30 protein-coding genes and 1 pseudogene are annotated in these 23,450 nt (G+C 44.9%); 19 read left to right on the forward strand and 12 right to left on the reverse strand.

Translation table 11 applies throughout. The features are described from left to right. The first annotated feature begins 187 nt into the window (after positions 1-187). From FEF09_RS21060 to FEF09_RS21075, 4 genes are all read left to right on the forward strand, one after another. Positions 188-355, forward strand: a complete 168-nt coding sequence (locus tag FEF09_RS21060) for a hypothetical protein (RefSeq protein ID WP_222597057.1) — start codon at positions 188-190, stop codon at positions 353-355. Continuing rightward, a complete protein-coding gene (locus FEF09_RS21065; RefSeq protein ID WP_146306938.1) occupies positions 352-897 on the forward strand; it encodes a hypothetical protein in 546 nt (181 codons plus the stop codon). Before FEF09_RS21060 ends, FEF09_RS21065 begins: the two co-directional genes overlap by 4 nt. A gap of 10 nt (positions 898-907) precedes the next feature. Beyond that, positions 908-1,225 (forward strand): hypothetical protein, encoded by a 318-nt coding sequence (locus tag FEF09_RS21070; protein ID WP_146306939.1) that lies wholly within the window; start codon positions 908-910, stop codon positions 1,223-1,225. Between the two features lie 265 nt (positions 1,226-1,490). Further along, a complete protein-coding gene (locus FEF09_RS21075) occupies positions 1,491-1,685 on the forward strand; it encodes a gliding motility-associated C-terminal domain-containing protein (RefSeq protein WP_261387644.1) in 195 nt (64 codons plus the stop codon). A gap of 138 nt (positions 1,686-1,823) precedes the next feature. On the opposite strand, the gene FEF09_RS31695 is transcribed toward FEF09_RS21075, so the two are convergent. Together FEF09_RS31695 and FEF09_RS31700 are read right to left on the reverse strand one after the other, a co-directional pair. Continuing rightward, entirely contained in the window at positions 1,824-3,155 is a 1,332-nt protein-coding gene (locus tag FEF09_RS31695) for a M3 family metallopeptidase (RefSeq protein WP_222597058.1), read from the reverse strand. A gap of 74 nt (positions 3,156-3,229) precedes the next feature. Then, a complete protein-coding gene (locus FEF09_RS31700; protein ID WP_222597059.1) occupies positions 3,230-4,324 on the reverse strand; it encodes a GNAT family N-acetyltransferase in 1,095 nt (364 codons plus the stop codon). A gap of 74 nt (positions 4,325-4,398) precedes the next feature. Here FEF09_RS31700 and FEF09_RS21085 point away from each other — a divergent pair, with 74 nt between their 5' ends. Beyond that, on the forward strand, positions 4,399-6,000 hold the full coding sequence (locus FEF09_RS21085) for a Na+/H+ antiporter (protein ID WP_146306941.1): 1,602 nt from the start codon (positions 4,399-4,401) through the stop codon (positions 5,998-6,000). A gap of 339 nt (positions 6,001-6,339) precedes the next feature. Then, positions 6,340-6,636 (forward strand): EF-hand domain-containing protein, encoded by a 297-nt coding sequence (locus FEF09_RS21090; RefSeq protein WP_052306899.1) that lies wholly within the window; start codon positions 6,340-6,342, stop codon positions 6,634-6,636. Positions 6,637-6,702: 66 nt separating this feature from the next. Here the strand turns inward: FEF09_RS21090 and FEF09_RS21095 are convergent, their stop codons facing one another. Genes FEF09_RS21095 through FEF09_RS21105 form a run of 3 tightly spaced genes read right to left on the reverse strand, consistent with a single transcriptional unit; the run spans position 6,703 to position 8,681 of the window. Next, the gene (locus tag FEF09_RS21095) at positions 6,703-7,470 is read right to left on the reverse strand and encodes a tRNA(His) guanylyltransferase Thg1 family protein (RefSeq protein WP_146306942.1); all 768 of its coding nucleotides are present in this window, start codon (positions 7,468-7,470) and stop codon (positions 6,703-6,705) included. After that, positions 7,460-7,906 carry an AAA family ATPase gene (locus FEF09_RS21100; RefSeq protein WP_146306943.1) on the reverse strand — a complete coding sequence of 149 codons (447 nt, stop codon included), beginning with the start codon at positions 7,904-7,906 and terminating at the stop codon, positions 7,460-7,462. Before FEF09_RS21100 ends, FEF09_RS21095 begins: the two co-directional genes overlap by 11 nt. Positions 7,907-7,949: 43 nt before the next feature. Continuing rightward, on the reverse strand, positions 7,950-8,681 hold the full coding sequence (locus FEF09_RS21105; protein ID WP_146306944.1) for a protein phosphatase 2C domain-containing protein: 732 nt from the start codon (positions 8,679-8,681) through the stop codon (positions 7,950-7,952). A 98-nt stretch (positions 8,682-8,779) separates the two neighbouring features. Here FEF09_RS21105 and FEF09_RS21110 point away from each other — a divergent pair, with 98 nt between their 5' ends. The 5 genes from FEF09_RS21110 to FEF09_RS21130 all read left to right on the forward strand — a co-directional run bounded on the left by FEF09_RS21110 (position 8,780) and on the right by FEF09_RS21130 (position 11,731). Further along, a complete protein-coding gene (locus tag FEF09_RS21110) occupies positions 8,780-9,685 on the forward strand; it encodes an AraC family transcriptional regulator (protein ID WP_146306945.1) in 906 nt (301 codons plus the stop codon). Between the two features lie 107 nt (positions 9,686-9,792). Next, complete coding sequence (locus FEF09_RS21115; protein WP_261387640.1) at positions 9,793-10,215, forward strand: hypothetical protein; 423 nt, start codon at positions 9,793-9,795, stop codon at positions 10,213-10,215. A gap of 2 nt (positions 10,216-10,217) precedes the next feature. Next, entirely contained in the window at positions 10,218-10,523 is a 306-nt protein-coding gene (locus FEF09_RS21120; protein ID WP_146306947.1) for a DUF3817 domain-containing protein, read from the forward strand. Positions 10,524-10,549: 26 nt separating this feature from the next. Further along, complete coding sequence (locus FEF09_RS21125; RefSeq protein ID WP_146306948.1) at positions 10,550-11,311, forward strand: helix-turn-helix transcriptional regulator; 762 nt, start codon at positions 10,550-10,552, stop codon at positions 11,309-11,311. Positions 11,312-11,368: 57 nt separating this feature from the next. Beyond that, the gene (locus FEF09_RS21130) at positions 11,369-11,731 is read left to right on the forward strand and encodes a glyoxalase superfamily protein (protein WP_146306949.1); all 363 of its coding nucleotides are present in this window, start codon (positions 11,369-11,371) and stop codon (positions 11,729-11,731) included. A gap of 2 nt (positions 11,732-11,733) precedes the next feature. Here the strand turns inward: FEF09_RS21130 and FEF09_RS21135 are convergent, their stop codons facing one another. Further along, the gene (locus tag FEF09_RS21135) at positions 11,734-12,183 is read right to left on the reverse strand and encodes a DinB family protein (protein ID WP_146306950.1); all 450 of its coding nucleotides are present in this window, start codon (positions 12,181-12,183) and stop codon (positions 11,734-11,736) included. A 52-nt stretch (positions 12,184-12,235) separates the two neighbouring features. Further along, positions 12,236-12,367, reverse strand: a complete 132-nt coding sequence (locus FEF09_RS33360) for a hypothetical protein (RefSeq protein ID WP_261387641.1) — start codon at positions 12,365-12,367, stop codon at positions 12,236-12,238. Positions 12,368-12,660: 293 nt separating this feature from the next. Here FEF09_RS33360 and FEF09_RS21140 point away from each other — a divergent pair, with 293 nt between their 5' ends. Then, positions 12,661-13,161, forward strand: a complete 501-nt coding sequence (locus FEF09_RS21140; RefSeq protein WP_146306951.1) for a GNAT family N-acetyltransferase — start codon at positions 12,661-12,663, stop codon at positions 13,159-13,161. A gap of 115 nt (positions 13,162-13,276) precedes the next feature. Here the strand turns inward: FEF09_RS21140 and FEF09_RS21145 are convergent, their stop codons facing one another. From FEF09_RS21145 to FEF09_RS21155, 3 genes are all read right to left on the reverse strand, one after another. Then, the gene (locus tag FEF09_RS21145) at positions 13,277-15,523 is read right to left on the reverse strand and encodes a nitric-oxide reductase large subunit (RefSeq protein ID WP_146306952.1); all 2,247 of its coding nucleotides are present in this window, start codon (positions 15,521-15,523) and stop codon (positions 13,277-13,279) included. Positions 15,524-15,568: 45 nt separating this feature from the next. Then, positions 15,569-16,510 carry an iron-sulfur cluster repair di-iron protein gene (gene ric / locus FEF09_RS21150; RefSeq protein ID WP_146306953.1) on the reverse strand — a complete coding sequence of 314 codons (942 nt, stop codon included), beginning with the start codon at positions 16,508-16,510 and terminating at the stop codon, positions 15,569-15,571. 131 nt (positions 16,511-16,641) lie between these two features. Then, on the reverse strand, positions 16,642-17,076 hold the full coding sequence (locus FEF09_RS21155) for an RrF2 family transcriptional regulator (protein ID WP_146306954.1): 435 nt from the start codon (positions 17,074-17,076) through the stop codon (positions 16,642-16,644). Between the two features lie 300 nt (positions 17,077-17,376). Here FEF09_RS21155 and FEF09_RS21160 point away from each other — a divergent pair, with 300 nt between their 5' ends. The 7 genes and pseudogenes from FEF09_RS21160 (at position 17,377) to FEF09_RS21185 (ending at position 22,097) form a co-directional block, all read left to right on the forward strand. Continuing rightward, positions 17,377-19,527: a cbb3-type cytochrome c oxidase subunit I gene (locus FEF09_RS21160; RefSeq protein WP_261387642.1), complete on the forward strand. Its 2,151-nt coding sequence runs from the start codon at positions 17,377-17,379 to the stop codon at positions 19,525-19,527. A gap of 2 nt (positions 19,528-19,529) precedes the next feature. After that, a complete protein-coding gene (locus tag FEF09_RS21165; RefSeq protein WP_261387643.1) occupies positions 19,530-20,270 on the forward strand; it encodes a cbb3-type cytochrome c oxidase subunit II in 741 nt (246 codons plus the stop codon). A gap of 5 nt (positions 20,271-20,275) precedes the next feature. Continuing rightward, positions 20,276-20,545: pseudogene (locus FEF09_RS33365) on the forward strand (c-type cytochrome); the annotation flags it as partial. Positions 20,546-20,566: 21 nt separating this feature from the next. Next, positions 20,567-20,827 (forward strand): hypothetical protein, encoded by a 261-nt coding sequence (locus FEF09_RS21170; protein ID WP_146306955.1) that lies wholly within the window; start codon positions 20,567-20,569, stop codon positions 20,825-20,827. Positions 20,828-20,835: 8 nt separating this feature from the next. After that, positions 20,836-21,249 carry a cytochrome C gene (locus tag FEF09_RS21175; protein ID WP_146306956.1) on the forward strand — a complete coding sequence of 138 codons (414 nt, stop codon included), beginning with the start codon at positions 20,836-20,838 and terminating at the stop codon, positions 21,247-21,249. A 9-nt stretch (positions 21,250-21,258) separates the two neighbouring features. Then, a complete protein-coding gene (locus tag FEF09_RS21180; RefSeq protein WP_146306957.1) occupies positions 21,259-21,747 on the forward strand; it encodes a group III truncated hemoglobin in 489 nt (162 codons plus the stop codon). Next, entirely contained in the window at positions 21,732-22,097 is a 366-nt protein-coding gene (locus tag FEF09_RS21185; RefSeq protein ID WP_186774443.1) for a hypothetical protein, read from the forward strand. Before FEF09_RS21180 ends, FEF09_RS21185 begins: the two co-directional genes overlap by 16 nt. A gap of 128 nt (positions 22,098-22,225) precedes the next feature. On the opposite strand, the gene FEF09_RS21190 is transcribed toward FEF09_RS21185, so the two are convergent. Next, the gene (locus FEF09_RS21190) at positions 22,226-22,453 is read right to left on the reverse strand and encodes a hypothetical protein (RefSeq protein WP_146306959.1); all 228 of its coding nucleotides are present in this window, start codon (positions 22,451-22,453) and stop codon (positions 22,226-22,228) included. A 165-nt stretch (positions 22,454-22,618) separates the two neighbouring features. After that, entirely contained in the window at positions 22,619-23,035 is a 417-nt protein-coding gene (locus FEF09_RS21195; RefSeq protein WP_222597060.1) for a phosphatase PAP2 family protein, read from the reverse strand. Positions 23,036-23,450: the final 415 nt, after the last annotated feature.

Consider the following 23,450-nt stretch of genomic DNA (forward strand, 5'->3'; position numbering starts at 1 on the left):
AGATAAGTTATTATGAAAAATTATCAATTAATACTAGCTTTGCAGTAGTGTGAACCATTCGAGGAGACCGGTATCTTCAAATAATATATTCTGACTGCAAAAGCAATTGATAAACAATATCCCTGTATACCTCCATATAAAAAGCATCCGGCAATCTGCCTGTATGCTGCTTCTTTTTTTGATGACAATGCTGTGGTCTGTAATGTTGTCAGCACAGGATATCGGCATCCGTAATTCTTCTCTTGAAGGGGTACCGGCGCAATACCGTGCACCCGGGCAATGGCTGGTGGTGACTTCTACTCCTGATATACAACCCGGAATTACGGTGTTTACGGACCACCTTCCCATGGTGTGACCTATGTTGGTTTCAGAGGTGGGCGAAACTGGCTGGAAGCTATTGCACAGAAACTCAACAATAATATGCGTGCGGGTACGACTTACCGGATTTCCATGGATCTGAGTTTTGCCCGTGGTTATGACTCTGCCACCTGTTATGGTGCGCTGGCTATCTACGGTGGTGTTATATTGACAGACACACTGGAATTGCTGTGGCAATCGGGTGCGTTTCTCAATACTGATTGGAAGCGTTTTACCGCAGAATTTACTCCTCGTGGTGATTATCCTTATCTCGTCATTGGCGGTGATGTGCGGATTGCCTGCAACAATGCGTATGGTATAGCCCTTGCCGTTGATAATCTGGATGATACGCTGCGAGAAGTACCTACTGTTACTTATCAGATGGAACCCGGTTGTCAGGGAATGAGCAATGGGCGGATTATCGCTGCAGCAAGCGGTCGTTATGCGCCTTTTACCTATGACTGGGAGCCGGTGGAACGACAGGTAATATATTGGATGGGTACCCGGTGGCACCTATATTCTGAATACACATGCTGCTAACGGTGTTATTGTGAGAGACACCATTGTGTTGCCTGAGGCGATGTTTGATGGCAATGCTACTGTTGTGTCCAGAGGTTGTGCAGGGGAGGCGCTGAATAAGATCATACTTAATACAACAGGAGGGGCAGCCCCTTATGAATATATCATCAGCGGAGAGTCTGATATAAAGCTTTCTTCTGAATTTGATAAACTGTATGCGGGCGATTATAACATTATTATCAAGGATGCGAAAGGTTGCAGGGATACACTTGAAAATATCCATGTTCCTGAGCCGCCACCTTTTATTGGATGGGAGTCGGGTACAGGGGATGAGTTGTGCCGGTGCTAATGATGCTGAATTATTTTTACGGTCAGTGGAGGGGTACCTCCTTATACTTATACCATTCCCGGCGTGCTAACGCAGGGAGACAGTGTTATACGGAATCTTGGCGGCGCTGACTACGCTTACCGTATCGGAGATGCGCAGGATTGTAATATTGCCGGAAATAAACAGTGCCTGTGGCTACTCATTCCTGTGCCGTGTATGCACCTAATGCGTTCAGTCCTGATGGTGATGGTATTAATGATGTGTTTCGTGTGAAGATCTTGATAAGATCAGTGATTTCAGGATGTCGATATTCGATCGCTGGGGGCAATTGATCTATAGCGGTAAAGATATGACAGACGGATGGAGAGGTGATTTCAAGGGGCTGCCTGTGCCGGTGGGTACTTATCTGTGGATGATCACTTATACGGATGGGAGACAGCAGGCCCGGAAACAAACGGGGAGTGTAACAGTTATCAGATAGATCCAATAATGATTGCATAGACTTTTTAAATAGAATAGCCGGCGAGACAATAAAGTCCGCCGGCTATTTATTTAGTGTAGTTCTGCTTCAATGCTTAATTCGTCGTTGTTTCAAGTCCTCTGTGTTGCAACAGGTACTTCACATCTGGTTCTCGTTTACGGAAGGCAATATACAAGTCCATTGGTTCTTCCGTTCCACCTTTCTCCAGTAGTTTTTTCTGAATGATTCCGCAGTGGCCTGATCGAAGATATTGCCTGCTTCTTTGAAAGCGGCGAAGGCATCACTATCCAGCACTTCAGACCATATATAGCTATAATATCCGGCAGAATAACCGCCTGCAAATATGTGCTGGAAATAGGTGCTGCGGTATCTTGGTGCGATCTGTGGGATCAGACCGATGGTATCCATCTGTTCTTTTTCAAAGGCCAGTGGTACAATATTGTTACCTGCAGGTAATGTATGATAAGCCATGTCCAGCAAGGAGGCGGCGAGGTATTCTACGGTTGCAAATCCCTGATTAAATCTGGAGGCAGCTTTCATTTTTTCTACGAGTGCTGCGGGGATCAGTTCTCCGGTTTCGTAATGTCTGGCATATTGTGCCAGCACTTCCGGTTCGAATGCCCAGTGTTCCATTACCTGAGAAGGCAGTTCTACGAAGTCGCGCGGTACGGAAGTGCCTGAGAGGGTCTCATATGTAACATCTGACAGCAGGCCGTGCAATGCGTGTCCGGCTTCATGGAAGAAGGTTTCTGCTTCGTCTGGCGTCAGCAAAGCGGGCTGTGTGGCAGTTGGGCGGGAGAAGTTGCATACGATCGAAATAATAGGAGCAACACGTCCATTGGCATTGATGGATTGTTTACGGTAAGAGGTCATCCATGCGCCACCACGTTTGGAGGTGCGTGGATGGAAGTCAAGGTAGAGTAATCCGACCAGTGTTCCGTCATCGCTTTTTACCTCGTAGGCGGACACTTCTTCATGGTAAACCGGCACGTTTTTCAGCAGATGGAAGTTCAGGCCGTATAATTTTTTAGCGGTGAAGAACAGTCCTTCGCGTACGTTTTCCAGTTTGAAATAAGGACGTAGTGCTTCTGCGTCGTAGGCATATTTCTCTTTTCTTACTTTATCTGCATAATAGAACCAGTCCCATGCTTCGAGTTGTTCACCTTTTCCCTCACGATTCATGAGTGCCTGCATTTCAGCGGCTTCCTGTTTCGCTACGGGCAGTGCGGCATCCCAGAGTTGGTGCAGTAATTCATTGGCTTTGGCAGGCGTTTTTGCCATGTTTTCTTCCAGTATGAAGTCTGCATGAGAGGTATATCCCAACAAGCCTGCTTTTTCCGCTCTCAGAGCTGCAAGTTGTGTGACAATCTCTTTATTATCTCTTTCGTCGTTGTGGTTGCAACGGTTGATGTATGCTTCGTAAATATCCTTCCGCAGGTTACGCTGACTGGAATATTGCAGGAAGGGCATTACGCTGGCGTTATGTAGGGTGAAGCGCCAGCCACTTTCCTTACCAGCTGCTTTTGCTGATAGCGCTGCGGCTTCTATGAGTGAATCCGGGAGTCCGGCGAGGTCATTTCATCTGTGATCATCAGCTCATAGTGATTTGTTTCTGACAGCAGGTGCTGTCCGAAGTGTACGGTGAGTAATGACAGTTGTTTATTGATCTCGCGTAATCTGGTCTGCTTGTCTGCGTCGAGGTTGGCTCCGCTGCGCACAAAGTCCTTGTAGGTCTTTTCCAGCAGTTTTGCCTGTTCTCCGGTCAGGTTTAATGCATCCCGTCTTTCATAAAGGGCTTTGATCCTGTTGAACAGTGCAGCGTCCAGATAGATATCGTCACTGTGTCTGGCCAGCATAGGAGCCAGCTGACGGGAGATGTTTTCCAGTTCCGGGGAGGTATTGGCAGAGGTAAGGTTATGGAATACGGCGCTTACGCTGCGTAATAGCTTAGCACTCTTTTCAAAGGCCTCCATCGTATCTGCGAAAGAAGGAGGTGTCTGCAGACTGGTAATCTGCGTTATATTATTCCGGTGTTCCTCCATGGCTGCTTCAAAAGCCGGCAGGTAGCGGGCGGGGATGATGCGGTCAAAAGGAGGGAGGCCGTAAGGGGTATCGTAAGGTTCCAGCAGGGGATTTGCGGTTCTGAACAGGTCATACCTTTTCTCCGTCAGTGGCATGTCGAAGGCTTTACTCTCTTTTTCTTCGGTCAGTACAAAGCCATGACGAAGGTACAGGGATACGGCGGTATCCTGCTGGTTGGTTGTCCAGAGATAGGCATGTTCGAATTGTTGTTCATCGAGGAATGCCATAAAGCCATCCATAAGCCGTTTTCCAAGGCCGGCGCCGCGGAATTCAGGTTCAATGATGAAATACCTTAACTGAAGTGTTTTCCCCCGGCTAAGGGCCATCAGAAAGCCAACAATGCGGTCTTTATATTCACAGATCCAGACACGGTCTTTCTGAGGATCGTACTGACGGGAGAATTCCAGCAGTCCTTCCAGCACATAGCGTTCGAAGTTGAAGCCGTATCCCAGTTCCGTGTTATAAATCTTTCCGTGCAGGTAAGCTACATAACCGAGATCTCCGGTTCTGAGCTCCGTTCTTATACTGATGTCGTTTGCATTAATGAGCTGCTCCATATCGTCGTCTGTTATTTTTCTACCTGACAAAAGTAAGGGGGAATTAATTCCTAATTCTTATTAAATTTAGTCCTATGCACTCTACATTCGTCCTGTACATTGGTCTCCTCTTTGTTATTCTGATATTAGTAATGCTGGCTCAGCGTTTAAAGATTTCTTATCCTATTGTGCTGGTGCTTGGTGGATTGGCGATTAGTCTTATCCCCGGGTTGCCGGATGTTTCCATCGATCCTGAACTGATCTTCCTCCTGTTCCTGCCGCCGCTTCTGTATGATGCGGCCTGGAATACTTCGTGGAAGGAATTCTGGAAATGGCGGCGTGTGATCAGTTCTTTTGCTTTTGGGATCATTCTGCTGACTTCCTGCGTCATCGCGGTGGTATCCAGTAGTCTTATTCCCGGTTTTACGCTGGCGCTGGGTTTTTTGCTGGGGGGGATTATTTCTCCACCTGATGCCGTTTCTGCCACGACGGTCATGCGTGGACTGGATGTACCCAGAAGACTGGTGTCTATCATTGAGGGAGAAAGCCTGATGAATGATGCTTCCAGTTTGATTGTATATCGGTTTGCGCTGGCAGCAGTGCTCACAGGTAGTTTTACTTTTCATGAGGCGGCGCTCAGCTTTGTGATTGTTATTGTGATGGGGATTGTTACGGGATTGGTTGTTGCGCTGATCTTCTATACGATTCACCGCTGGATGCCAACGACGGCCAGTATGGATACTGTATTAACATTCGTGGCTCCTTATGTGATGTATATTGTCGCGGAGACTTTTCATTTCTCGGGTGTATTGGCGGTGGTGAGTGGTGGTTTGTTTATGTCTAACCGGCAACAGACTATTCTCAGTCATCTTAGTCGTCTGCAGGGGGTGAATGTATGGGCAACGGTGGGTTTTGTGCTTAATGGCATTGTGTTTATGCTGATAGGACTGGAATTGCCGGTGATCGTCAGTGGATTAGGAGAAAGCTCGTTGAAGCAGGCCATCTGGTATGGATTGATTATCTCTGCGGTGGTGATTGTTACGCGTCTCCTTTGTACGCAGGGGGCAGCTATATTCACTGTGTTTATCAGCAGGTTTATCAAAACAGCGGATAACAATCCGGGATGGAAATTACCATTGGTTTTTGGTTGGGCAGGGATGCGCGGGGTAGTATCGCTGGCAGCTGCTTTGTCTATTCCGATTATGGCCGGCGGACAGGCATTTCCGCAACGCAACATGATTTTGTTCATCACTTTTGTGGTGATATTGGTAACGCTTGTATTGCAGGGGCTCACTTTGCCGTGGCTGATCAGGAAACTGGGGCTGGAAGAAGTCGATTATATGTCTGAAGTAGAGCAGGATACACTGATCCGTAAAAAATTGACCTTTATTGCTGTGCAGTTACTGGATACGCAATATAAGACTGATGTGGAGGACAATGAGCTTATCCGTCAGTTACGGGCGACGATGGAGAATGAATATAGCTTTCTGGAAAGTTATGCCGCATCGCATGCGACAGATGTGAACAGACAACAGGCGATCAGCCGTTACCGGATTGTATTTAATGAATTGATTCATGAACAGAGAGAGATGTTGCGGAAGATTAACAAGAAAGCGGAGTTTGATGAGGAAATCGTCCGTAAGCATATGTCGCTTTTAGATCTTGCGGAGGAAAAGATTACACAGCAGTATAAATAAATTAACATTACAGTAATAGCAAGGACGTCCGCAGGGCGTCCTTTTTTTGTTATAACCGGTTCATCTCTTTTGTTGTTGTATTTATTGCGGAGACGGCTCGTCTGCCTGTTAAGCAGTTTTAACTACTGTTAAATACTGTTAAGCCTTTTATGCGTTTGTTTTTGAGTATATGTCGTTGTAATCCTTGTCAGTGGAGGATTTTGTAAGCTGTGTTTACTACTGTGGTCTTACAGGATAAAAACAATGTCCTCTGTTCTGCATTAAACTTACCCCTTCAAATCAGCTCCAAAGAATATCACTATAAACGAACAAAATTATTTTAATCCAAAACCCACAATTATGATGAAGAAAATTTTTGTTGCCGCAATACTGTTTACAGCACTGAGTACTGTTAAGACATATGCACAGGATCAGCAACCTAAGCCAAAACATGAAGGTCTGTTCCAGAAACTGGATACTGATGGTGATGGTAAGATCAGCAAGGCGGAGGCAGATAAGCAGGAGAAGGGCAGATTTAATCTGAAAGAGAAGTTCGATGCAATTGACGCTAACAAGGATTCATATATTGACAAAGAAGAACTGAAAGCGTACAGAAAAAGCCAGAAGGAGAAGAGAGAAGCTGCTGGCAAGAAGTAAAATGATCGTAAGGACCATGCCCCGTTTCCCGTTTTACCGGGGCATGGTTTTATACATTACAGGTAGTTATTGTTCGCTTTGTGCAATGATCTCCTGTATAAAACGGTTGTATTCGTCTTTTATCGGTAATTCCTGATTTACGTACAATTGTCTTCTTTTTACCAGCACCTGTTCACCTGTCTTTGGATTCACTCCTTCTTTTTCCATCTCAGTCCAGTAAATACCGATTCCTCTTTTTTGCCATGACGGCAGATCATTAAAGTTGATATTATAACGATATAGCAGGTCATTCTTATCTGTCGTACTCATTTTTTCTATGGTACCGGCAGCGCTCTGGCGCGTGTGGTTGTCCTTACGCAGTTGCCAGTAGCAGTGCGCATTCAGGGCGTTCCGGTGTGCATCTTCATTCCTCCATCTGAAGTAATCCACGACCAGTTGCCGGTTAGGTAACTCGCAGATACGGCAGTCAAATGCTGCCAGACTACCCAGTTGTAAAGAGAATTTAGCACTTGTTTCACCTGCGAGGATAGAGTTATATTTCCGGTGTTTACGACCGAAAGTGTTTTCTGCGAGGTGAAAAAGTAAAGATATTTCATCGCTTTCCGTATAGCCATAGACGACGTTAAATCCGCAGTTCATCAGGTGTTTTACTGTTTCCACCATATAATCCCTGAATCCCGGATCAAAAGGTGCTTCAAAGGGATGGGTTTCCTTTGTCAGTTTTGTAAAACCCCTGCCATCGATACGGGCGACCATGTACATACCCGGCAGTACGATTGTGTCATGCGCGGTTTCATAGATGGGCATTTTGCTGTCCAGTTCATCAAATTTCATTATCCCAGGCTTTAATTGTAAAACCATTTTTGTCTAATCCGACGTAATAGAGTTCGTCGAAACCTTCTTCAGGTTTTGGTATTTCCAGTTTTTTGTAAGTATTCAATACGCCCACTTTGGGTATCAGAGCTTTGCCACTACGCAGGCTGTTTCTTTCCAGAGCTTCTTCGAGTCTGGATTGGAAGTAATAACCTTTTACCTTGAATTTGTGTTGTCTGGCGAGGGAGATATACTTTTCTCTATCGGCTTTGCCGGGGTTAGTGTTATCAACAACAAAGGGTTGGCTGCCTTTGAAACATGCTTCGAGAAACAAGTCTTCCCTGTAGCGGCTTTTCAGCAGGTCGAGCGAGATCCGTACATGGGTCTGCAGGAAATGTTCTTTATAAAAGCCGGTTTTACCGGTAGCCTGTATCCCACAGAAAATAATTGCTTCCATGGTATAGGTTTTTGGGGCGGCGAAGATAGGTAAAAGCAGGGTATCAGCCGTTTTTGCGGAGAAATCTGACAATTGCCAGATCATCTGTCGGCAGCATACCGTATACATGTTCCAGTGTTTTGCATTTCATATTCAGCATTTCATCCGATTCTGACTTTTCCTGATCCATCAGCAGGAAGCGGATGGCGTCAATGGGGGCTACGGCCGGATTGAAGGGTTTGAAGCTGGTGATACCGTCTGTAGCCAGACTGATATCCAATAAGTTACTGAATGCCATACGATATTGGCGTTGATACCAGCTGTCGAAATGCTCGGAGAGGTGATAACCGATGTAGTCGGGTTTGTTATCCCGGTCGAATATGCTGACGTGTCCGTTGATACTGATTGCGCCGTCACCGATTACCAGCAGGATGGCTTTGTCGGCCTTATAATCGGCTACCATCAGCAGGAGGGTGGTCAGCAGTTCATTTCTGTCCAGTTGTATCTGGTTCCGGAGGGCGTTTAGTTCGGCAAACAGCTGGCGGGTAATGTCCTGCAGGTGTTCTTCCGGGGAAATATTGACCAGCGAGCGCAGATCATCATATCCTTTGGCCTTCACTATTTTCCGTAACAGCTTGCCTGTCAGTGTAGAAATGAGATGACTGTCAGTACCCATGGTACAGCCATCCATCACTGCAGCTACAAACGTATGCGGGTTAATATTGCCATGGAAAAGGTAATCCTCACAATTATTAAGATGATATGTTCCTCTTTGCAGCGTGGTATAGATATTCATAGAGAGGCACAAAAATAATGATTCCTGCGTGTAAAATTTTTTAACGTGTGTAAAATATTCTTGTTGTCCGTTCGTCTATCTTTCTTTAGCCTTTAGTAATGAATGAGATCAAGGTATATAATGCCCGGGCGTTTACATCCCGTTTTATGCCTTCCACCGAGCTGGATACCTTATTGAAAGGGGATCTGACGCGGTTTCTGGCTTGCCGGCTGGAGGATATGTACCGCCATGTGAAACAGGCTGTACCACCTTCCCGGTCTTTTACGCATTCCTGTTTGTACCTGACAGCAGGTACGGCCACCATGAAGATTGGCAGTGAAATATACACTATCGGGAAGGATGAAATGTTATTTGTCCCTGCCGGACAGGTGTTTTCTTTCGGGGAGGATGATGAAAACGAGGGCTATATCTGTAATTTCCATGATGACATGCTGTTGGGGAAGTACGGAAATAGTGAGTTACTGAAAGCATTTGAATTTCTGAAGGTCTGGGGGAACCCGCGTATAAGTCTGGATGAACGGACGTCGGCGTATGTACTACATCTTTTTAGTCGTATTGTCACAGAATACATGGAGCATGGCGTACAGCAGCTGGATATTCTTCAGCCTAATCTGGTCGCCCTGCTTTGTGAAGTAAACAGGGCCTATCAGCCATTACGTACCAATCTGCCACACAGTGCTTCCGATATTACCAACAGGTTTCGGGAGATGGTCTTCCAGCATGCCAGAACCAGACATCTGGTGAGTGAATATGCCGCTTTGCTCAATGTTTCTCCCAGCCATCTTAATAAATCTGTCAGAACGATGACGAGTAAGTCGCCTGCTAAATGGATCGACGAAGCCATTGTACTGGAAGCAAAAGTCTTACTCAGCCAGTTTGATAGTCCTATCAGCGAAGTGGCTTTACAGGTCGGTTTTGAAGATCAGTCTTATTTTACACGACTGTTCAAACGTTATGAAGGGGTGACGCCTACTGAATTCAGAAAAATGATCAAAATGTCCTAAATGACGCGCTGTATGTCCTAATGGCTTTTTGCTTTTCAGCGGAGCTTTGCGGACAAATGATTCCGATGTATTTTTCTTTGTTGCTGTTGCATTCTTTTTTCCGGTGGATGGTGGTTGTTAGTCTGCTGTTTGCCATCGGGAGGAGTCTATATGGCTGGATAAGTAAGCGTTCCTTTACAGCTATTGATAATACGGTCAGACATCTGACTGCCACGATTGCGCATATACAACTAGCCATCGGATATGTGCTTTATTTCAAGAGTCCACTGGTCACTTATTTCAGGTCGCATTATCGTGAAGCGATCACTCAGGCCGATTACCGTTTTTTCGGGTTGCTACATGTGCTGTTGATGACAACAGGTGTGATCGTTATTACGATTGGTTCTTCTGCTGCGAAGCGGATGGATACGGATGCGCGTAAGTTCCGGACAATGGCTTTGTTGTTTCTGCTGGGATTACTTATAATTTTTATTGCTATACCATGGCCTTTTTCGCCTTTGGCGCACAGACCATATTTAAGAACATTTTAAAGATGATGCATTTATTTCGTACGAAAGTGGGCCGGTTGAGAGTGATCGGTTTTCTGGAAGGAGTTTCTTTGCTGGTGTTAACCGGGATTGCAATGCCCATGAAATATGCGGCTGATAATCCTTCTATGGTGAGAGTGATGGGTCCTATACATGGATTCTTCTTTGTAATTTTTGTGATCAATGCCTTGAGTGTTGGTATTGAATACAAGTGGAAGTTCACGGATATTACGTGGAAAGTATTGCTGGCTTGTATGATTCCGTTTGGTACGTTCTATATTGATCACCGTATTTTAAGGAAGATGGAATAGCGTATATTTGTGTATAGCCTGCCACTATGCATATCGAACATTATAAACCGGTAGCCGTATTACAGCCTTTCATCAGATCTATCATGATCATTGAAAGTGAATATGCTTTACAGAATGAAGTGTTACCCGATACTTCGCTGGTGATGGCATTCCGTCTGAAGGGTAGTGTGGTGGCCAGTGATTATGGTACCTTGCCAGTTGCTGTTATGGCGGGTCTCCGTAAAACATCCCGTTCTTTGTCGTATGCGGGCGGTACTGCTAATCTGTTGGTAGTATTTCGTGAGGATGGTGCAGCAGCATTTTTCAAAGCGCCCTTACACGAATTGTTTGGGACTTCTGTTGCGCTCGATAATTTTGTTGACAGACACCAATTAAGTGAGCTTAGTGAACGGTTGTCAGAGGCTGTTAACTATGTAAATGCGGTTCATATTGTTCAACAGTTTCTTTTACGATTATGGAAACAATCAGCACCTGATCTGTTGGTACATAGTGCCATTGAACAAATACAAGAGATGAACGGCAACATACGGGTTAAAGCATTACCGGATCGTTTGCATATCAGTCAGGATGCTTTTGAGAAAAGATTCCGGCGTGTTACAGGTGCTACACCCAAACAATTTGCTTCTATAGTAAGATTAAGATCACTTATCTCCAGATCTGATGAAATGACGCTGACGGAAACTGCTTATAATGCAGGGTATTTTGATCAGGCTCACTTCATCAAAGACTTCAAAGCATTTACAGGTAAGACCCCGCGTGCGTTTTATCAATCACAGCTATTCTGGTAAATGCATCAGGTTGTAAATCCCGCCACGTTTAATTCCTCATTATTAATTCAATAAAGTATGTCAATCGTCAAACCTGTCCTCCGCGCCTTCGACTATACCAAAGCCATGGAATTCTATGTTGACTGGTTAGGTTTTCAGGTGGACTGGGAACACAAACCTGATAACACTCCTTTCTATTTACAACTTTCCATGAGAGATATCATACTACATCTTTCAGAACATCATGGTGATGCCAGTCCGGGTGGTTCTGTATATGTAGATGAGTTTACAGACCTGCGTGCTTATCATCAGTTACTGATCGACAAGCAATATAAATATAACCGCCCCGGATTAGAAGAAGCATTTTATGATCCTTCCATATTATTGGTGACGGTGAACGATCCTTTTTATAATAAGATCATATTTGCAGGAAAGAAATAATATTACCGGTCCAGTAATCTTCTGTGATAATTAATCTGGCCCAGATGATATGTTAAGTGGGTGGCCAGATGGATCAACATAAAGCCGGTAGTTTGTTTTGCTTCAAATACCTCAATAGGATATTCCTGCTCCAGTCTTGCTGGTGGCAGTGTTGTTAATGTTTTGTCCACGATAGCAATCGTGTCTTCTATCTTCTGCAATAATTCAGAGCGCGGTACATCTTTCAGGGCGAACTCTGCATCCCTGTCGCGCACGTAACCCGACTGTCCTAAATGAAGGCCAATGAATGTATTGAGATTTCCTACCAGATGTAAGCAAAGATTTCCTGCGGAGTTTGCAATGTTGGCATCAATGATCCATAGAGCAGGCTCATGCTGGTAAGCGGAAATTTCTGTCTTGAGCTTGTTAAGATCCCGGTTGAATAACTGCCTGAGTGTTGTAATTGTAGTCATATATAAGAGAATACCTTTATGCAAGATACTTCTTTTTCTACGGGATGTTGCATTAATTGGACACGCTGCGGTAGAGATATGCTTTTACAATCTCTGTATTATCTACTTGTTCCAGTATAGGTTTTTTAGTAGAGAATAGTGCGCCTTCAACGGTTTTCTGCAGGTATTTCTGGTTCCAGTGCATAATGGCTAGTTCGGGAGTTTGGCCACATCCATAAATTCCGTACTCGGGTCTTTCGCCAATGAAGCAGCAGTACTCGTCTCCGTCCTGTAGCATGACGGGTTTATATTTTTTACTGCGTCTGGCATTTCGGGTGAATTGTAATCAACAGGAATAATTTTAATCTCATGTGTCGTTTCCATAGCACTATTTTTGATATAAATATCTCCAATAAATATGCCATGCCAAGCATGAAAATGATTACTTTTATTCCATTCAATTATATTGAAATTTTATTTAAGGTAAATAAGCAGTAAATGAACGGTGCGATTTATGTCCGGCATGTGTCTGTAAAGGACGCAGCGCAGGTTGCAGCTTTATCAGCAGAGTTAGGTTACCCCTCGACAGTGAAAGACACTATTACTTACATCCAGGCTATTGACAAAAGCATCTGTGATGTAGCCTATGTCGCAGTTAGTGGAGAGACCGTTTTAGGATGGATTCATGTATGCTATACCATTCGTCTCGAATCAGGTCCGTTCTGCGAAATTGGCGGACTCGTAGTATCCCGTAATACTCTTGGAAAAGGTATTGGCAGATTACTGGTTGAGAAGGCCAAAAAATGGTCTGCTGAAAGAAACATTGAAAAGCTGCGTGTGCGCAGTAATGTGATCAGAGAAGGTTCACATGCATTCTACGTTAAAACGGGCTTCGTCGAATACAAACAACAGAAGGTGTTTGAATATACGATAGGAGCAGAGGTATTTAATGATAAGCCTGCAGAAGGCGTAAAGCTTGTAGAAGGAAAAAACGAGTAGGATGAAGAACTGACAACTAAACATTCATTCGGAAGAAATTAAGTGCCGCCCACAAACCCTGTTTGAGGCGGCACTTTTTGTATGTATACATAGCAGGCTTCAATGCACGCCATGTTTACTCTCTTGTTCCTTTTATGGACCAGCCGGTCTTCAATCCTATGATAAATATCACCAGCAGGGTTTCTCCCATTGCCAGCATAATATCTCCGGGTACGCGGAACCAGCGTAGGGTTTGCATGGTGTCTGTCTGCATAAATTCAGCTGACCGGGCATACCAGTATCCGTGTTGAATGGAGGCAATACCCTGCATGATACCTATAGGTAGCATACTAATACTAACCATAACGAGAAGACCAATATTTGTCAACCAGAAAGCGGTACCGATCAGTTTATCATTCCAGTGATGATCAGGATAAAGTCCTCTCAGTACAAACAGCATCAAACCGATACCCAATATGCCATATACTCCGAATAATGCGGTGTGTCCGTGAACGGCGGTAGTATTTAAGCCCTGAATATAATATAAGGCTATTGGCGGATTAATGGCAAATCCGAAGATACCGGCGCCGAGGAAATTCCAGAAACAGATGGCGATGAAACAGTAGATCGGCCACTTGTAGGCTTTAATCCATGGAGTGGATTTGCTAAGCATATAGTTGTGATATGCTTCATAACCGATCAGGACCAGTGGTACTATTTCCAATGCACTGAATGTGGCGCCCAGTGCCAGTACAGCAACAGGTGTGGCACTGAAATAGATATGATGGAATGTTCCTAAGATACCACCTGCGAGGAAAATAATAGTAGAGAACAGCACGCTGATAGTGGCTGACTGCATGCGCAGTAGTCCAAGGCGGCAGAAGAGAAATGCAGATACTACGGTTGCGAATACCTCAAAGAAACCTTCTACCCACAGATGTACTACCCACCAGCGCCAGTATTCGGCAATAGCCAGATGCGTCTGGCGGCCGTACATCAATCCTGCTGCATAAAATACTGCGATAGCAATGGAGGCAATGACGAAGAGGGTAAGCAGGTGACGGCTTTCGTCTTTCTTTCTCAGTGCAGGTAGTAGTGAGCGCATCATCAGTACCAGCCATAGTATTAATCCGACAAGCAGCAATATCTGCCATATTCTTCCTAGTTCGATGTATTCATAACCCTGATGTCCCCATAAGAAGTTATCAACCAGGCCAAGCTTCTGCATGACGCCCAGCCATTGTCCGGTCAATGAACCTCCTACAACAATGATCAGTGCTATAAAGAGGATATTCACTCCCAGTTTCTGGTAACGAGGTTCATAGCCTGAGATGGCAGGTCCCATATACAGACCGGTAGCCAGCCATGAAGTAGCGATCCAGAAGATGGCCAACTGTACGTGCCAGCTGCGGGAGATAGATTGCGGGAGGAATTTATCCAGTGGTATACCATAGAATCCCTGTCCTTCTACACCATAGTGTGCGGTGATAATACCTGCCAGCATTTGTACCAGTATGAGGATGCTTACAACCCAGATGTATTTTAAGGTAGCCTTCATAGAAGGAGTGGGCTTCATATTGCGGAGAGGATCCTGTTTGGGAAGATCGACATGTTCATCATCGTGATTACGTACATGATATAACACGAGTAATGCGATACAACCCAGTAACAGCAATACGCTGAAGCCAGACCATAGATGCAGGGAGGCGGAAGGAGTATTGCCTACTGTTTCATCATTGGGCCAGTTGTTGGTGTAAGTCACATGGCTGCCGTCAGGACGTTCACTGATACATACCCAGGTACTCCATGCAAAGAATGCAGCCATCAGGCGCATGCGTTCAGGATCTTTGATAGTGCCTTCGGGTATTGCATATTGTTTGCGAAGCACACTGAGTGTCGGATCATTCATGAACAGTTTTGTGTAATAGGCGACTAATTGTCTGGATACTTTTGCTCGGCTGTCAGAATAGGTAATAGTGTTCTGTGCAGGATCGAAAGTGTTTTTTCTTAATTCCAGCTTCATTCTTTCTTTAAACACAAGTTGCTCTTCTGCCGGCAGAGTGCTATAGATCTTTCCATCTCTTATAGCGAGAACTTCCAGCATTGCCAGTGATTCACGGTGCAGATAATCGGCTGTCCAGTCGGGTGCTATGTAGGCGCCATGTCCCCAGATGCTGCCTACTGTTTGTCCGCCGATGGACTGCCACACGTTTTGTCCGTCTTTAATATCCTGTCCGCTGAACAGCACTTCACCCGTTTCACTCACTACTTTTTCGGGAATAGGAGGTGCTTTTCTGTATATATCATTTCCGAAGAAGATGAGTACAGCGAATGAGCTGACCATTACCAGGGCCAGTGTAAGCCATAGTTTTTTCGTTGTCATAAATTTTGGTTTGTAAATAGATGTATAGACTGTACGGGAAGCGTTTTATTGTGATAGCTGCTGTTTCAGCTGTACAGCTTTAGGAAAGAGTATATTGTTCTCGAGATGGATATGTATGAGCAGGTCTGCCTCGAATTCTTTCATCTTGTTAAAGAGGAAAGCGTAGGTATTACAGGCGCTTTCAGGCAGTGTATAGTTGTTTGTCAGCTGACGGAAAGCGTGTAGTTCTTCACCGGAGGACTCGTGTTCTGCACGCATTAATTTTACGGCACTTAATACGAGGCCTCTTCTGGAAACGTCATGCGGATCTTTTGTTAATTGTAAAATGGCAGGGAAAAGAATGTGTTCTTCTTTATGCAGATGTAGCTGGAGATCTTTCAGAAAGGAGCGGGTAGCTGTTTCCAGTTGTTGTAATCCGGCTTGTTCTGCACGATGTACCTTTGCTACTTTTGTTACCAGTTGTTCTATTACGGGAATGTTTTCTTTTACATAGCGGTGATGTGTACTGACAATGTAATCGATCAATTTATCTGCTGTCTGATCGATGAAGTTCTTTTCAGAGTGGAAGGATGTATTTTTCGTAGCAGCTTCCAATGCCGTTACAAGTGTTTCTGTTGTAATCCCTGCCTGTGCAGCGGCTTCTTTCAATGTAATATTGCCACCGCAACAGAAATCAATGCCATATTTACCAAATACTTCAGCTTTCCGGTAGTCTGCAGCAGCAATGTCAGCGACTGTGATCTGATCGGGCGATTGTATTCTTTTTTTTACCACGACGCGCCAGATATCAGGGCCGTTTTGCAAATATTCGAAGGTCAGTATGTTCCCTTTTTTGCTGAGCAACTCATAATAAAGTGGTCGTGGGTCATGATCATTGTGTATGATGAAACTCTCTCCGGGCAGTAAAGCCTCAAACGTTTGAATAAGCGTCTGATGCCGGATGGCAGGAGGGAGGGCGGGTACGTCCAAAGTTGTTATTGTGTTCATCTTTTGTTTCGTTTAATAGTTTGATCAATTGCCGGTGTGCCGGTACGCTAAGTCTTCTTATATTAATACCTTTTTGTCCTTTATTATTATACAATAAAACACCTTTTTGTCTCTTATTATTCCAAAAAAAATTAGTCTCTACGAAGGAAGGTGAGTTTCTGATCCAGTTCTTCCTGAAGATCACCTACTCTTGTTTTGTTGAGCATACTGGTGATGTCCTTTCTGATTTTGGTAAACTCATGATGAAGAGGGCAGGGATGTTTGTCGGAGCATTGTTTTAATCCGAGGCCGCATCCTGAGAAGATATTATCGCCATCTACGGCTTTTACTATAGTGGCCAGTGATGTTTTACGGGCGCTGTTATCGAGGTAGAAGCCCCCGGTTGGTCCTTTCATGGATTGCACCACTCCTTTTCTGCCAAGTTCCTGCAGGATCTTGGCGATGAAGTACTCCGGGGAGTCGATCCCCTTTGCAATTTCCTTGATACCGACTTTGCTTCCATCTTTCGATTTCTGCGCAATAAATATCATGGCACGGATGGCATATTCACATGTTTTTGAAAACATCTTTTCAATTTAATGCAGCAAAGATAAGGGGATTTGAAAATAAAAGACAAAAATATCTTTTATAGAAAATGCTATTCTACTCATTCATAATGAGTAGCGTGAAATGTACACCAGAATCCATGAAAAATAAAAGACAAAAAGATCTTTTATTTGATAACAATAGCTACCTTTGACCTGCGGAAAGGTATATTTTCCTGCAGATACTTCCGGAACGATCTACATAGGATACTATTCTGATACGCGCCTGTTATGCAAACGGGACGGATACATTAGAGGACACAACTTTTATTCTGCTTTATCATGGTTAATCAACTCATGCGGGTATTACCTGTCTTATTGACGGCGGTACCGCTACCTCTATTCGCTACTCCCAGAGGCCGCGCTTTTTTCTCCACGGACTCAATCGATGGATTGCTATTTATTTTGCTGTCGCTGGTGACGATATTGCTAGTTGTGGCTATTGCCCTGAAGGTCCGCACCGAAATGATGCGTGCAAAAAACACTGCACGACGACCCGTATTTGACACTACAAAGTTTAATGAATATATCAGTGCCCTTAGTAGTAAAAGCATTGATGCTTATCTAACATTGAAGAAAAGGAAACAACAGAAGAATAATGGTGCGTTGAAAGGAATGCTGTTGATATTAATGGCAGGGGGTGTATATAGTCTGCCGGCCGGCGCGCAACAGATAGACGCTAAACCTTCTGCCTTGTTACAGGAGACGGGTATTATCATTACGCTTATTTTATTACTGATACCTATTGTGGCAGGCGTCATACTGATGGCCGTGAAAGTCTCCGGATTGATCCGGCGTCGTACACGTGAGCGGAATCTGGAGGAGGCGACAGTTTTTGCTGATTATCTGACAAATCCTGATGATCCTGTTATTGAACAGGCGTTGGAGCAAAGAAAGCAGGCGCTTGCTTATCATCTGCATAATAAGGAACTGGCAGGAGAGGCGGCTGCAGAAGATGCGAGAGGACTGGTCGGCAATATCAATCTTCACACCGGACTTTCTGTAGTGGCGCAGAAGCAGCGTGCAAGGCAACGTCCTGCTGTTGATCCGGCGCTTTCAAAGCTCGTGATGTGGTATCTGGGATGTGCCGCTTTCTGGCTATTGTTTGGTACGACGGTGGGCGAATATGTTGGTATTAAATTCGTGAGTCCTGATGTCGATCATCTCAGCTGGCTGAGCTTTGGTCGTCTTCGTCCGGTGCATACCAATGCGGTGTTCTGGGGATGGGCTTCGCTTGGCATGTTGGGACTTGGTTACTATGTCGTGCCACGTGTCAGTAATGTACCATTAGCAAGTCTGAAACAGGGGCGCTGGTCGCTGATCCTGATCAACGCGGCTGTTATACTGGGATCTGTCAGTCTGATGGCGGGTATCAATAATGGTGGCGGAGAATACCGTGAATACATCTGGCCTGTACAGTTGTTATTTGGTATAGGGCTCGTCATCACTTTATATAATTTCATCAACACCATTGCGGTAAGAACTACGAAGGAAATTTACATTTCTAACTGGTACATCGTCGCGGCATTGATGTTTGCACTTGTAATCTCTGTTGTGGCTTATGTGCCGTGGTGGCAGGATGGGTTGGGAGAGACGATTGTACAGGGGTATTATATGCATCAGGGTGTTGGGATGTGGTTTATGCTGTTCACACTGGGCATTGTATACTATTTTCTTCCGCAGCAGCTGAATAAGCCGATTTATTCTTACAGTCTGGGTATCCTTGCTTTCTGGGCACAGATACTTTTTTATACATTGATAGGTACGCACCATTTTGTATTTAGTGCTATTCCATGGTGGTTACAGACGGTTGCCATTGTAGGTTCTGTAGGAATGGTCATTCCTGTGGCCGCCGGCACCACCAACTTTATCATGACTTTCCGTAATGGCTGGTATAAAATTGCTTCCAGCTACACCTTACCATTCTTTCTGGTAGGGATCATCTTTTATTTTACCGGGTCGTTGCAGGGGACAGCGGAGGCATTCCGCTCGACCAATCTGATCTGGCATTTTACTGATTTTACGGTAGCCCACTCGCATCTGACCATGTACGGCATTATCAGTTTTTTTCTGTGGGCGGGTATTTATGCAGTAGTGCCCCGTTTATCTGGTAAGGAAGCGCCGCAGATCACTGTTGGTGCACACTTCTGGCTGGCATTGATAGGACTGTTGTTTTATACAATTCCACTGATGTATGGTAGTACGCTGAAAGGAATTATGTGGATGCAGGAGAAACCTTTTATTGATAGTGTGATCATGATGGCGCCTTACTGGTTGTGGCGTGCTATAGGTGGTAGTCTGATGTGGCTGTCGCATCTCTTTTTTGCTTACAATCTTTACAAGATGATCCTCGGGGATGATACTACCGATGTGAAAGGGGCTGCTATAGAGAGACTGAATCAATCTTATTCCGAAATAGAATCAACGCTGTAGTCATGGAGTTATTTGATAATCATAAAAGCCTTTACAGAACTGCTTTCCTGTTATTTGTTATACTCACTGTATTTGTGGCGATTATTCCTGCCATGAACAATCAGCGCAACAATACGCCATTGCCGGACGCGCCGGCTTTGAGTCCGGCGGCGGTAAAAGGAAAAGCGTTGTTCGTCAGCAATGGTTGTGTGGCTTGTCATACACAACAGGTCCGTAATGTTGATATGGATAAAAAATGGGGTTCAAGACCCAGTATTGCTGCTGACTATGCCGATAATCACCGGACTGATTTCTGGCGTAATACGGCTACACTGATGGGCACAGAACGTACTGGTCCGGATCTTACGGATATTGGTACCCGACAGCCGGGTGAGGACTGGCATCTGACCCACCTGTTCAATCCACGTATTGTAGCACCAGCATCTGTGATGCCTGCTTACCCGTGGTTATTTACAGAAAAGAAAGAAGCGGCGAAGAATGATGTAGTGGTAAAGATACCGGATGAATACAAGGAAGAGGGTACTGTTATCGTGGCAACGCTACAGGCATTACAACTGGTGGCTTATCTGAAAGAGTTGAAGCAGGTAAAGCTGCCGGATGGTACAGAAATTCCTGCATTTCTGTATGCGAAGCAACCTTCGGCTGCAAATGTTGCTAACGGAACAGCAGCCGGTGCACCTGATGGACGACTTTATACGCTAATAATTGTCAGAGCTGTCATCAGCAGAACGGAGAAGGATTAAAAGGAGCATTTCCATCACTGAAAGACAGCAAGATTGTGTTGGATCCGGAGCCATTACAATATGTCAATATCATCATGAATGGTTATGACGGTCGTGTCAGAGAAGGATATGGCGTGATGCCGGCGGTAGGGGCCAATGCGAATTTGTCGCCTGAGGAGGTTACCGCCATTATGAACCATGAGCGTACCAGTTGGGGAAACAATGCCCCCAAAGTGACGGTAGAGCAGGTGCGTAAGTATCTGGAGGAAATAAAGGCGAAAGCCACTACTAAGTAAGCTTATAAAACGAACTGTATCATGCTGAGAAAAATGCTCTTTTCTGCTTTGCTGCTGATGTGTTGTCAGCAAATTGTAATGGCCTGTGATGCCTGTAAGAAGAAACAGGCAGTGGTGTTTGGCGGACTCACACATGGTAAGACGCCCGATAGCGATTGGGATTATCTCATTGTGTCAGTCATGGTTTTGATCGTGGTGGTCACCTTATTTTATTCTGTGAAATGGTTGATCCGTCCCGGTGAGCAATCGGCTGACCATATCAAACAATTTATCCTTGAATAACTGGAGCTATGAAAGACAAGAGTACGATATACATATTTATAGATGAGGAAGTAAAACCCATTGCCATCCTGGAATCTCCGGTTAACTTTGAATTGGATACGACCCGGCTGGTGGATGGCCGGCATACTTTAAAGATTGTCAGCCGTGATCCCTCGGGAAAAGAAGGCATCCGGCTGGTACCTTTTGAAGTGCGGAACGGGCCTGCCATCTCTATTGAGGGTATTTCTGAAAATGCGGTGGTGGACGGCATTGTGCCTGTTATGATCAATGCATATGGAAAAGGAGATCAGCGTAATTTCCTGATTATTGGCAGTGAGACACCGCAGAGTATACCATTCTGGGTATTTGTGTTGCTGATTGCTTTTGTAGGCTGGGCGATTTATTATTGCGTGACCTCGCCACTGGAACTATTAAACAAGTAAGATATTATTATGGCAGATGTTGAGAAGAGGCCGCAGCTGGCGGATATTCAGACAGAAGAAGATGTAACGCTACTGGTGTATACCTTTTATGATAAGATAAGGGCAGATACTTTATTGGGGCCTGTATTTGATAAGGCGATTGCAGGTGACTGGGAACCACATTTGCAAATCATGTGCAATTTCTGGAGTACGATGTTATTATATTCCGGCAAATACCGGGGTGATCCGATGAGTAAACATATGACTTTACCGATCGATCCGCGTCATTTTGGTCAGTGGTTAGCGCTTTTTACCGGTACGCTGGATACGCTTTTTCAGGGAGAGGTGGCTGATAACGCAAAAGCGCGGGCCAATAATATCGCCAGGATTATGCAGTCAATGCTGGGCTTCCCTTTGATAATAAATAAGGATGGAGACATGTTAAAGCTTCTTTTTTGTCATTACCTCTGTTATGGTGCGGGATGGTCATTAGTATCAGTTTTATGGAGGCGCCGCTGAAATTCAGGGCGCCCGGTATTACACCGGCATTGGCATCGGGAATAGGCAGACTGGTATTCAGGATGCTGAACAGAATAGAATGTGCCGTATTTATTGGCTGGTTGTTACTGTTCTTTACTGTTGCAAAGGATATCTCATATCTATGGACGATGTTGCCTGTGGGGATCGTATTGTTATTGCAGACAAGCTGGCTGCTACCTTCACTGGATGCGCGTGTAACGATTGTCAATCAGGGGAAAACACCACCCCGTGATCTGAATCATTTCTACTACATCGGTGGAGAGGTGATCAATGTACGATGCTGCTGGTCACGGCTTTACGCAGTTGTCTGGTTTTATCCGATAATATGACATCCGGGGTTCCGGACTGCTGATAAATAAGCAACCGGAGCAGTGGCGATCTTCCTGATAAACAGGAGAGGCTTTTGCTCCGGTATTGCGGCGGAAGGGGAATGATCAGGTGTCAGAAATGGCGTTTTTTAACAGCTCTCATCTTCCAGCACGGCTGCATCAAAGCCTGCTTTTTGCAACAGGCGGATCAGGCACAATTCGTCTACTTTTCCGGAAGCACATTCCACCCGTAATATCCGGTCACAATCTTCGAGGTCAAAGTTGGCCGTATAACTACTATAAGTGTTGTGTATCTGTTCTAAAAGCAGGAGGGCGTTTGTCCGACTGTTCACGGTGGTTTTGAATACTTCTACCATATGCACAAATATTTCAGGTTGCAGGTTTTAATCAGGCGCTGCCGATGGCAGTAGTTCCCTATGAGGATCCTTGTAATAGCAAAAGTATGCGAAACCTTATGGTTGCATAGGTCGTGAACGCGACATTAAAGGGGGGGAAATGGGACATTTTGATGTCCTAAATGCTTATGGTCTGATAAAACCCATTCCAAATGCGGTGCCTACACCCAACAAGGCGCCGGCGCTTACATCTGTCGGGTAATGAACGCCGAGGTACATTCTGGAATATCCCACAGCGCTCGACCAAAGAAAGGCGGGCGCTACGACATACCATTTGGGGTAAGCTCTTACGAGTGCTGTTGCCGAACTGAATGCAGAAGAGGTGTGTCCCGAAGGGAAAGAGGTGGAAGTCGGTTGATAGACGGCCGTCAGGTGAGTATTGGAAATAAAGGGGCGGGGCCGTTTAACGAGCTTTTTGATAAGTGTATTCAGCAGGAAGGTGGTTGCTGTACTACTGGCAACATACAGGGCATTCTGCCGCATATCGGGATTATGATCAATAATACCAGCCACGAGCAGACCCGCGGGTATCGCTACATTCACATAGTCATTTGTGTTGGAAATGAGTAGCCATGCTTTTGTTTGTCCGGAGTTCTTCTGGCAGCAAGGTATTCAAGTGTGTGATCGTCAAGGTCTGTAATCTTGATTGGGCGATGATGGGGGAAAAGCCGTTGTCAGCAGTAGTACCGTAATGTATTGTTTCATGTCCTGTCTTTATAAATACCTGTTTTCTTCCTGTTGAGGGATGAATTTACTAATAAATGCGGGTAAATACACATAACAGGCAGAGGGAAAATGGTTAATTTTGAATAGACCAGACTTCAACCGATAGAGATGATCCTGCAATTTATCAGAAGGAATAGAGAACGTTTTATATGGCATTTCGCTGGCAGTATTACTGTTTTTGCTGAAGTGGCTGGAGTTTCGTTTTGTCATTGTGGATCATGCACTGGAGATC

The sequence above is a fragment of the Chitinophaga pinensis genome, from assembly GCF_007896845.1.
In the GTDB taxonomy this organism is placed as follows: Bacteria; Bacteroidota; Bacteroidia; order Chitinophagales; family Chitinophagaceae; genus Chitinophaga; species Chitinophaga pinensis_C.

Coding starts and splice junctions, on each gene's coding strand:
- FEF09_RS21165 (WP_261387643.1), top strand. CDS start 19,530: ATGGAGTTATTTGATAATCATAAAAGCCTTTACAGAACTGCTTTCCTG.
- FEF09_RS21170 (WP_146306955.1), top strand. CDS start 20,567: ATGCTGAGAAAAATGCTCTTTTCTGCTTTGCTGCTGATGTGTTGTCAG.
- FEF09_RS21185 (WP_186774443.1), top strand. CDS start 21,732: ATGGAGGCGCCGCTGAAATTCAGGGCGCCCGGTATTACACCGGCATTG.
- FEF09_RS21130 (WP_146306949.1), top strand. CDS start 11,369: ATGTCAATCGTCAAACCTGTCCTCCGCGCCTTCGACTATACCAAAGCC.
- FEF09_RS21175 (WP_146306956.1), top strand. CDS start 20,836: ATGAAAGACAAGAGTACGATATACATATTTATAGATGAGGAAGTAAAA.
- FEF09_RS21110 (WP_146306945.1), top strand. CDS start 8,780: ATGAATGAGATCAAGGTATATAATGCCCGGGCGTTTACATCCCGTTTT.
- FEF09_RS21140 (WP_146306951.1), top strand. CDS start 12,661: ATGAACGGTGCGATTTATGTCCGGCATGTGTCTGTAAAGGACGCAGCG.
- FEF09_RS21085 (WP_146306941.1), top strand. CDS start 4,399: ATGCACTCTACATTCGTCCTGTACATTGGTCTCCTCTTTGTTATTCTG.
- FEF09_RS21115 (WP_261387640.1), top strand. CDS start 9,793: ATGGTGGTTGTTAGTCTGCTGTTTGCCATCGGGAGGAGTCTATATGGC.
- FEF09_RS31700 (WP_222597059.1), bottom strand. CDS start 4,324: ATGGAGCAGCTCATTAATGCAAACGACATCAGTATAAGAACGGAGCTC.
- FEF09_RS21190 (WP_146306959.1), bottom strand. CDS start 22,453: ATGGTAGAAGTATTCAAAACCACCGTGAACAGTCGGACAAACGCCCTC.
- FEF09_RS21160 (WP_261387642.1), top strand. CDS start 17,377: ATGGTTAATCAACTCATGCGGGTATTACCTGTCTTATTGACGGCGGTA.
- FEF09_RS21125 (WP_146306948.1), top strand. CDS start 10,550: ATGCATATCGAACATTATAAACCGGTAGCCGTATTACAGCCTTTCATC.
- FEF09_RS21120 (WP_146306947.1), top strand. CDS start 10,218: ATGATGCATTTATTTCGTACGAAAGTGGGCCGGTTGAGAGTGATCGGT.
- FEF09_RS21095 (WP_146306942.1), bottom strand. CDS start 7,470: ATGAAATTTGATGAACTGGACAGCAAAATGCCCATCTATGAAACCGCG.
- FEF09_RS21060 (WP_222597057.1), top strand. CDS start 188: ATGCTGTGGTCTGTAATGTTGTCAGCACAGGATATCGGCATCCGTAAT.
- FEF09_RS21135 (WP_146306950.1), bottom strand. CDS start 12,183: ATGACTACAATTACAACACTCAGGCAGTTATTCAACCGGGATCTTAAC.
- FEF09_RS31695 (WP_222597058.1), bottom strand. CDS start 3,155: ATGCCCTTCCTGCAATATTCCAGTCAGCGTAACCTGCGGAAGGATATT.
- FEF09_RS21180 (WP_146306957.1), top strand. CDS start 21,259: ATGGCAGATGTTGAGAAGAGGCCGCAGCTGGCGGATATTCAGACAGAA.
- FEF09_RS21100 (WP_146306943.1), bottom strand. CDS start 7,906: ATGGAAGCAATTATTTTCTGTGGGATACAGGCTACCGGTAAAACCGGC.
- ric (WP_146306953.1), bottom strand. CDS start 16,510: ATGAACACAATAACAACTTTGGACGTACCCGCCCTCCCTCCTGCCATC.
- FEF09_RS21090 (WP_052306899.1), top strand. CDS start 6,340: ATGATGAAGAAAATTTTTGTTGCCGCAATACTGTTTACAGCACTGAGT.
- FEF09_RS21105 (WP_146306944.1), bottom strand. CDS start 8,681: ATGAATATCTATACCACGCTGCAAAGAGGAACATATCATCTTAATAAT.
- FEF09_RS33360 (WP_261387641.1), bottom strand. CDS start 12,367: ATGCACTGGAACCAGAAATACCTGCAGAAAACCGTTGAAGGCGCACTA.
- FEF09_RS21145 (WP_146306952.1), bottom strand. CDS start 15,523: ATGACAACGAAAAAACTATGGCTTACACTGGCCCTGGTAATGGTCAGC.
- FEF09_RS21155 (WP_146306954.1), bottom strand. CDS start 17,076: ATGTTTTCAAAAACATGTGAATATGCCATCCGTGCCATGATATTTATT.